This is a genomic window from Pedobacter sp. 01T416_2 (assembly GCF_056398925.1).
In genome coordinates this window covers 1-7,724 of record NZ_JBFTQI010000233.1, presented here as the reverse complement: position 1 = coordinate 7,724, position 7,724 = coordinate 1, and the positions used below count along the sequence as shown (strand labels likewise).

Below are 7,724 nucleotides of genomic sequence, written 5' to 3'. Positions count from 1 at the left end.
ATCAAACATAGGGATATATTTACTAACAAAGATAGTTTAATAACTAAAAATATTAGTAAATAGATTTATCTAACCTATTCTATTTTGGAATAATAATGTTAACTAAAAACTGTTCGAAGGGTTAAGCTTTCTGCTTATTGGCAGTTGATGTGCAATATTATAACTTTCCTGATAATATTGCAGTTCAGAAAAGAAGCGGTCGGCCTCTACTTCGTGGTTTTTAAGTGGACTAAAGTTGGCCACGAAATCCGGGTCTTTAAATGCAATTTGATAAAAGTAACCTCCATTGTGGTTATCGAACATTTCGGTTACGCTGGTTACATTTTCCCATCCAGAAAAAAACTCGGTTCTCCGGTATAAGAAAGAAGTACTTTTTAATTTAAAACTTATACCTTTTTCACTGATTAAAATTTTACTATGTACAAAAATCTGCGTTTTGGTAATCCATAATAAAAGAAGTGCCATTAAAATAATTGATAGCGAAACAAATATCAAAGTGGACGTTTCGGAAAGCGATGAAGGTAAACTAAAAAGAGAATACAGCATTAAGGAAATGAAGAACACAGGAATGCCAACCATCGCGATTAACAAAACACTATTTTTATGGTATTTTAGTTTATAAGGATGCATGAGGATTAATTTTTGTAAAGTTAAGCCCTAATGCGTGGTTTCGGAATACTTACTATTAGGTATTTTTATGGCTTATTGCTGATTATTTCCCATCCCACTCTTTATAAAAGTGCTCCAGGTATAGAAGCATAAAATTGTGTCTTTCTACGGCTATTGCTATCCCTGCTTCAGTATTCATCATGTCTTTCAACAACAGCAGTTTTTCGTAAAAATGGTTAATGGTAGGCGCGGTGGTATTTTTATAACTTTCTTTAGTGAGGTGTTCTTCGGGTAAAATAGCCGGATCGTAAAGTACCCTGTTTTTGAATCCACCATAAGTAAATGCTCTTGCAATACCAATGGCTCCGATGGCGTCTAAACGATCTGCATCCTGTACAATTTGCATTTCTTTTGAGGTGAAACCTGTGCCATCAAAACTATTTTTGAACGACATGTTCTGGATAATCAGTTTAACATGGGCAATAACCTCAGCATCAACAGCTATCGATGCTAAAAATGAAGCAGCCATGTTCGGTCCCAGTTCTTCATCACCATTATTAAATTTAGGATCAGCAATATCATGCAACAATGCGGCAAAGGCGACTACAAGTTCGTCGCCATTTTCTTGTTGATTAATGGTTTGAGCGGTTTTAAAAACACGCTCAATATGGAACCAATCGTGCCCTGCCTCGGCATTGGCTAGTGTTTTCTGAACAAAATCGATAGTTTTTTGAATGGTAGCCTGCATCGTTCTAAATTTGTTCCAAAGGTATTGGAATTATTTGCAGGGTAAAAGAAATGATATCAACAGCGCCTGGGTATTAACTCGCCGCTGCTGTCCTGTTCTCATCATCAGCAATAATTTTAATTAAATCATTGTGGTTAAGGGTTAATAAATGAGATACTTCAACCTCCAAAATTGCAGCAATTTGGAACAAACGATCGATAGTTAATTTACTATAACCGAGCTCAATTTTGCTGTAGGCATTTTGAGATATTTTCAATTTCGCCGCCAGATAATCCTGAGTATAGTCTCTGTATTCTCTAATTTTTCTAATATTGCCGGCAACGTTCTTTGTCTTTAAAGCCAATACATCTTCCATAAAAAAGGGATAAATTTTTTTAATGTTTATTTCATTATGTACGAAACTTTAACCGCAACAGTTTTTAAAAGTATTAATTTTAGCACTATTGGGAATTACGCGAAACGGATTAATGAACTAATTGTTACAACAAAAAAATAACCTAAATGTTTAAGTGTTTTGTTTTTGGTTGATAATCAGGTTCTTGTATTGGTTGTGCTTTAGGTGGAAGGAGCGATAGGATACATTTAGAACATTATTGCGTTATGCAGCTCAAATCAACGAGAGAAAAGGTGGGCGGTAAGAAAACGCAGAAAAATTAATTATTTAAGGGTTAATATAGCCCCCAGTCATCTTCAAATTCGTCTTTTTCGAAATATTTAACCCATTCGATAAAGAGTAGACGAAATTTTTCAATTTCGTCTAAAACAATGTCTTTATATTCTGGAGTGCAGATTTCGAACATATCTGCTGCTCTCACCTGGGTTTCTAATTCACGGCAATTGGTTCGGATAATAGAGGCATTTTCCATTCTTAAAATATACATATCTGCACCTTCTGCCCCAACAATTTTAGGGCATAACATGAGGGCATTCTGCATAATTAAGTTAGCGGTCATTTCGGCCATCTCTCCTTCCAGTGTTTCGCAGAACAGGGCGGCATATTTATATACGGCTCTTGCCTGGTTGTAAAGGCTTTTAGCCCTGGTCACTTTTAGTCTGACCTTTTCTGCATCAACACTTGATAGATTTTCTTCATCCTCATCATCTCGGCCAAATCGGCTAAAATGCTCCCATTCGGGCATATGGTCCATGTCATCAAATTCCATATTCTTCAAAATTTTCTACGTTATGGTACGTAAGAGAGCGTAATATATTAATTTTCAATGAAAAAGACTAGGCCTCAATTAACGGTGCTCTGCGAGAGCCATCATATAATTCATACTCTAGTAAACGACAGTCTAATTTACCATTATAAAATTCAACTTTTTTAGCAGCTTTTAATCCAATTTTCTTTGCAAGATCAGGATTTCCGGTGAAAATATATCCAGAATAGCCCTTGCATTTTGTTTTCATAAAATCGCCCATACGTTTATAGGTCAATTCTAACTTGCTGTGCACCCCTAAACGCTCACCATACTCAGGGTTAAAAACAACAACACCTTTGCCATCTTCAGGAACTGTTGTTAACTCAAAATCGCAAACTTCGAATTCGATTAAAGTATCAACACCAGCAGTTTTAGCATTTCTCCGGGTTACTTCAACTGCATCTTCCGAAAGATCGGAAGCTACTATTTTAAGGTCAACATTTTTAATTACCTGATCTTTTAAAATTCTACGCTCAGCGAAAAAATCTTCTTCATTATAACCTAAGATGTGCATAAAACCATAATTCATGCGGTATAATCCTGGGGCACGGTTGGTTGCAATCAGTGCTGCTTCGATAGCTAATGTTCCTGAACCGCACATTGGGTTAATAAATGGCGATTTTTTATCCCAGTTGCTTGCTAAAATAACCCCCGCGGCCAAAGCTTCTAACATGGGGGCCTTGCCAGGTATTTTACGGTAACCGTGTTTGGCGAGGGTTTCGCCTGAGGTATCCATAAAAACATCGGCATCTGCATCTTTCCAGTATAAATGCACTACTGTTTTATTTGCATCCGATCCAGAGTTCGGGCGGATGCCTTTTTTCTCTTTCATACGGTCTACAATTGCATCCTTTACCTTTAAGTTTGCGAAAAGTGGTGTGGTAATATTTGGGTTATCAACATTTGAGGTTACCGAGAAATAACCCGAAAAATCGATCAGTTCTTCCCACTCAATGGCTGCAATTTCATTGTATAAATCATCGGGTGTAATGGCCTTGAAACTTTTTATGGCGTAGAGAATCTGACTGGCACAGCGCAAGTTCAAATTGAGCTTTATGCACTCTGTAAGCGTGATATTGAGCTCAACACCCGTAGCAAAAGACCGCTCGATGGTATAACCTAAAGCCGTAACTTCTTCTTGTAAATAAGGCGAAAGGCGCTTGTTGCAGGTAATAATTACCTTGCTTTTATTGTGGAAAACTTGCATCATAATATATGCGAAGTTATCAATAAAATTATAGAGATTTGATGTTTATAGTACATTAAGTAGTATTAGATATGGAAATTAAAGGAAAAGTACACGAAGTAGGTGCCACACAACAAGTAAGTGAAACGTTTAAAAAGCGTGATTTAATAATAGAATACGCAGAAAATCCAACATACCCAGAATATATCCGTTTTGAGGCTTTACAAGATAAAACTGCATTATTAGATACATTTAAAGCAGGCGATGAGGTTGAGGTTTTCTTTAATTTACGCGGTCGCCCTTGGACAGATAAAGCAGGTAAAACATCATATTTTAACAGTTTGGTTATTTGGCGTATAAATGCAGTTGCAGCAGGTGCTCCAGCAGCTACACCAGCTTATGCAGCTCCGGTTGATGTAAGCAATGCACCAGGTGAAGATGATGATTTGCCTTTCTAAATAAAGAATCTTTTTTAAGCAAACAATTTTGAACCATGCCGAGGCTTTAGTCTCGGCATTTTTTTTGGCCCACCTCAGAATCCGAAGTTCTTCCATCGCTTAGACTTTCGAAGTTTACCGGGTCCCGTGCTCCCAAAAACTTCGGAAGTCTTCTCAGCGCTGTTAAAATATGTTAAAAACAAACACTTCGCTTAGCTAATCAGTATTTTTGATATCTGTTTAGATTTAAGAAGATTATGCCCCGGTTTTTTTAATTTTAAAACCAATCTAGTTCATGAAGAAAAAGAGTTTTTGGTTAATTACCGTTTTAATGACGGTGGCTTTGCTTGGTGTTTTTGTAATGCAGCTGTATTACATCAGGGAATCGTATAAACTAAAATCTCAGCTTTTTGATGAGCAGGTAAACCAAACGCTAACATCGGTAGTAAATAAACTACAACGTAGAAATGTTGCCGATCACTTAAACCGTAAAGATGCTGAAAATAAACTGAAGCAGTTACAAGACTCCAGGCAACGGGCATTAGACATTAAGGATTTACGGCAACAATATGTACAAGAGGCAGAGCTGCGGCAAGCCGAGAGGGAAAATCAGATCGAAAGTTACCTGAACCAACAAGATAGTATTATCCGCGTATCTTATCGGGCGCCCAATGTAATTTCTGAAAGGGAATATACTTCGTTGAGTTCGAAGAACGGCGACAAGCTGGATTTACAGATGGATGCGATTATTGATATTAAGAGCCTTATTTTAAAAGGTTATAGCATGCGCTCAAAGCCTTTTACGGCGCCACCAAAAGCATTCGAATTTAAAAGCCTGCAAAGTTTGCCTGATACATTAAGGTATTTGGTTTTTGATCCCAGAGATGGTACTCCAGGTTTCGCAAATGTTCCAAAGATCCCAAACGATTTACAGAAAAAATTTCAACGTGAAGATGAGATTGAGCGGAAAAAATTAGAGCTTAAAATTGCAGCATTGGGCAAAGATACTTTTTCATATACCCGATCGAGTGTAGTTGAGGATGTATCTAAAGAATTGCAGGAAACCAATGTGCCGATTTATAAACGCATTAATTTTAATTCGTTAGGCGTTTTATTAAAGCAAGAACTCCTTGCCAATAATATTACACTAGAACCTTCTTACCGGATTTCGCTAGCGAGAAAAGATTCGACCATTTATATGACGGCATCTAACGTTAAAGGAGAGTTTTTGCCCGAAAATACCTATAAAACACCTTTGTTTGGAAACGATATCTTTCGCGATCCCGGGATGCTTTTCGTCAGTTTTCCGAATAAAAATTCGGCAATTATTTCTAACCTAAGTGCAACGCTCGCCTCATCCATCGGCCTGTTACTGGTACTTGTTTTTATTTTCTCATATACTCTTTATGCTATTTTAAAGCAGAAAAAACTGTCGGAGATGAAAACAGATTTCATCAATAACATGACGCATGAATTTAAAACCCCTGTGGCTACTATTATGATTGCGAGTGAAGCTTTGAAAGATCCGGAGGTTACAGCAGATAAGGCCCGGTTAAAGCGCCTGGCTGGGATTATTTATGATGAAAATGTTCGTTTAGGTAATCATATCGAACGTGTTTTAAGTATTGCCCGCTTAGAAAAAGGTGAGCTTAAAATGGAGAACACCGAAGTAGATGTGAACGATTTGATTGTGATTGTGCTGGATAGCATGGAATTACAGTTACAGAAAAGGAATGCCATTATCAATGTACATACCGATGCAGAGCATGCCATTGTATATGGTGATGAGCTGCACCTGTCTAATGTAATTTATAACCTTATTGATAATGCAAATAAATACAGTAGCGATACGCCAGAGATTACCATTACTACCCGCAATACAGGTAAAAATTTAATTATCGAAATAGCAGATAAAGGCATTGGAATGACCAAGGAGCAGTCTAAACGGATTTTCGACCAGTTTTATAGGGTGCCAACAGGTAATTTACACGATGTTAAAGGCTTTGGCTTAGGTTTAAATTATGTTCAGGATATAATAAAAAAATTGAATGGAACCGTTAAGGTAAGTAGCGAAAAAGATAGAGGAACCACGTTCGAAATATCTTTACCTTTATAAACAGTTAAACATCGGTACAAAAACTTGCTTTATCGATACATTAAAATAGAACAGGTTTAATTTAGCTAATATAGTGGAGTATTAATTTAATCTACAACATAAATTAAACCGTTATGCATATTCAGAATCAAACTTTCAGTGTAGCCAGTGCTACATATGTGAATAAAAACAAGAAAATGAAAAAAATACTTCTGGTAGAAGACGACCCAAATTTAGGTTTATTGTTACAAGACTATTTGCAGCTTAAAGGCAAGTTTGATGTAGTATTATGCACCGATGGTGAGGATGGATTGAGAACGTTTAATAAGCAGAACTTCGATTTATGTATTCTGGATGTGATGATGCCTAAAAAAGATGGTTTTACTTTGGGTAAAGACATTAGGAAGGTAAACACACAGGTACCCATTATTTTTGCAACGGCTAAAACCATGCTGGAAGATAAATCTGCTGCTTATGATTTAGGTGGTGATGATTATATTACCAAACCTTTCCGTATAGAAGAGCTTTTACTACGGATTAATGCCATGTTTAAGCGTGTGGCCAATAAAACAGATAACAACGATGAGGCTGCCGAAACACAGTTTTCTATCGGTCAATATCATTTCGATTATACAACCCAGATTATTACCGATAACGATCATCAGCAAAAACTTTCTACCAAAGAAGCCGAGCTGTTGCGTTTATTGTGTTTGAAAAAAAATACTGTTTTAACCCGCGAAGAGGCATTGTTAAGTATCTGGCATGATGATAATTACTTTAACGGACGGAGCATGGACGTGTTTTTGAGTAAGTTACGTAAGTATCTCAGGGCAGATCCGACAGTAGAAATTATTAACGTGCACGGAAAAGGCTATAAGCTTTTGGTAAGTTAAATTAACTAGACCAATCGTCCTCCTGAACTTGTTTCAGGATCTATCATGATGCCGATTTATCGTCATTTCGACTGGAGTGCAGTCCCGAACCTTCGGGAGAGAAATCTTTTATGGATCTCTCCGCTACGGTCGAGATGACGGATCGATGAATTAGATATATAAATTCTCCTGAATAGCGGGGATTATATTCCGCTCTTGAGCAAGTTTAAATAAGGTATCAACTGCTTTTCGGCCTTCTTCGCCAAGGTTTATGCTGTATTTATTCACATATAATTCGATGTGTTTGTACATCACGCTTTCTTCCATGGCCTGGGCATGCTGGCGGATAAAATCGATCCCCGATTTTGGATGTGCGAAGGCAAACTCCACCGACTGGCGGATTAAACGGTTTACTTTTAATTGTACCTCGCGATCTAAATTACGGTTGATTACGATGCCGCCCAATGGGATGGCACAACCAGTTAGTTTTTCCCAATAATCGCCTAAATCAACAATTTTGGTTAAACCTTTATCCTGATAGGTAAATCTGTTTTCGTGAATAATCAATCCTAAAT

At 37.2% G+C, this 7,724-nt stretch carries 9 protein-coding genes; 3 read left to right on the top strand and 6 right to left on the bottom strand.

Features of this window, described 5'->3' with window-relative positions; translation table 11 throughout:
* Positions 1-102: 102 nt before the first annotated feature.
* From AC1DPQ_RS11720 to AC1DPQ_RS11700, 5 genes are all read right to left on the bottom strand, one after another.
* Positions 103-630 carry a hypothetical protein gene (locus AC1DPQ_RS11720; protein ID WP_477584888.1) on the bottom strand — a complete coding sequence of 176 codons (528 nt, stop codon included), beginning with the start codon at positions 628-630 and terminating at the stop codon, positions 103-105.
* 82 nt (positions 631-712) lie between these two features.
* Complete coding sequence (locus tag AC1DPQ_RS11715) at positions 713-1,357, bottom strand: HD domain-containing protein (protein ID WP_477584887.1); 645 nt, start codon at positions 1,355-1,357, stop codon at positions 713-715.
* Positions 1,358-1,430: 73 nt separating this feature from the next.
* Positions 1,431-1,712: a helix-turn-helix domain-containing protein gene (locus tag AC1DPQ_RS11710; RefSeq protein ID WP_029274217.1), complete on the bottom strand. Its 282-nt coding sequence runs from the start codon at positions 1,710-1,712 to the stop codon at positions 1,431-1,433.
* Positions 1,713-2,025: 313 nt separating this feature from the next.
* Positions 2,026-2,520: a hypothetical protein gene (locus AC1DPQ_RS11705; RefSeq protein WP_057933225.1), complete on the bottom strand. Its 495-nt coding sequence runs from the start codon at positions 2,518-2,520 to the stop codon at positions 2,026-2,028.
* Between the two features lie 67 nt (positions 2,521-2,587).
* Complete coding sequence (locus AC1DPQ_RS11700) at positions 2,588-3,766, bottom strand: THUMP domain-containing class I SAM-dependent RNA methyltransferase (RefSeq protein WP_477609398.1); 1,179 nt, start codon at positions 3,764-3,766, stop codon at positions 2,588-2,590.
* Positions 3,767-3,837: 71 nt separating this feature from the next.
* On the opposite strand from AC1DPQ_RS11700, the gene AC1DPQ_RS11695 reads away from it, so the two are divergent.
* From AC1DPQ_RS11695 to AC1DPQ_RS11685, 3 genes are all read left to right on the top strand, one after another.
* Positions 3,838-4,203, top strand: coding sequence for a DUF3127 domain-containing protein (locus AC1DPQ_RS11695; protein ID WP_029274214.1), 366 nt, complete (start codon positions 3,838-3,840; stop codon positions 4,201-4,203).
* A gap of 274 nt (positions 4,204-4,477) precedes the next feature.
* Positions 4,478-6,298, top strand: coding sequence for a sensor histidine kinase (locus tag AC1DPQ_RS11690; RefSeq protein ID WP_477580455.1), 1,821 nt, complete (start codon positions 4,478-4,480; stop codon positions 6,296-6,298).
* A 176-nt stretch (positions 6,299-6,474) separates the two neighbouring features.
* A complete protein-coding gene (locus AC1DPQ_RS11685; RefSeq protein ID WP_029274212.1) occupies positions 6,475-7,170 on the top strand; it encodes a response regulator transcription factor in 696 nt (231 codons plus the stop codon).
* 150 nt (positions 7,171-7,320) lie between these two features.
* On the opposite strand, the gene AC1DPQ_RS11680 is transcribed toward AC1DPQ_RS11685, so the two are convergent.
* Positions 7,321-7,724, bottom strand: a 404-nt coding sequence (locus tag AC1DPQ_RS11680) for an MqnA/MqnD/SBP family protein (RefSeq protein ID WP_477609396.1), incomplete at its 5' end; no start/stop codon positions are given.

Coding starts and splice junctions, on each gene's coding strand:
- AC1DPQ_RS11720 (WP_477584888.1), bottom strand. CDS start 630: ATGCATCCTTATAAACTAAAATACCATAAAAATAGTGTTTTGTTAATC.
- AC1DPQ_RS11715 (WP_477584887.1), bottom strand. CDS start 1,357: ATGCAGGCTACCATTCAAAAAACTATCGATTTTGTTCAGAAAACACTA.
- AC1DPQ_RS11710 (WP_029274217.1), bottom strand. CDS start 1,712: ATGGAAGATGTATTGGCTTTAAAGACAAAGAACGTTGCCGGCAATATT.
- AC1DPQ_RS11705 (WP_057933225.1), bottom strand. CDS start 2,520: ATGGAATTTGATGACATGGACCATATGCCCGAATGGGAGCATTTTAGC.
- AC1DPQ_RS11700 (WP_477609398.1), bottom strand. CDS start 3,766: ATGCAAGTTTTCCACAATAAAAGCAAGGTAATTATTACCTGCAACAAG.
- AC1DPQ_RS11695 (WP_029274214.1), top strand. CDS start 3,838: ATGGAAATTAAAGGAAAAGTACACGAAGTAGGTGCCACACAACAAGTA.
- AC1DPQ_RS11690 (WP_477580455.1), top strand. CDS start 4,478: ATGAAGAAAAAGAGTTTTTGGTTAATTACCGTTTTAATGACGGTGGCT.
- AC1DPQ_RS11685 (WP_029274212.1), top strand. CDS start 6,475: ATGAAAAAAATACTTCTGGTAGAAGACGACCCAAATTTAGGTTTATTG.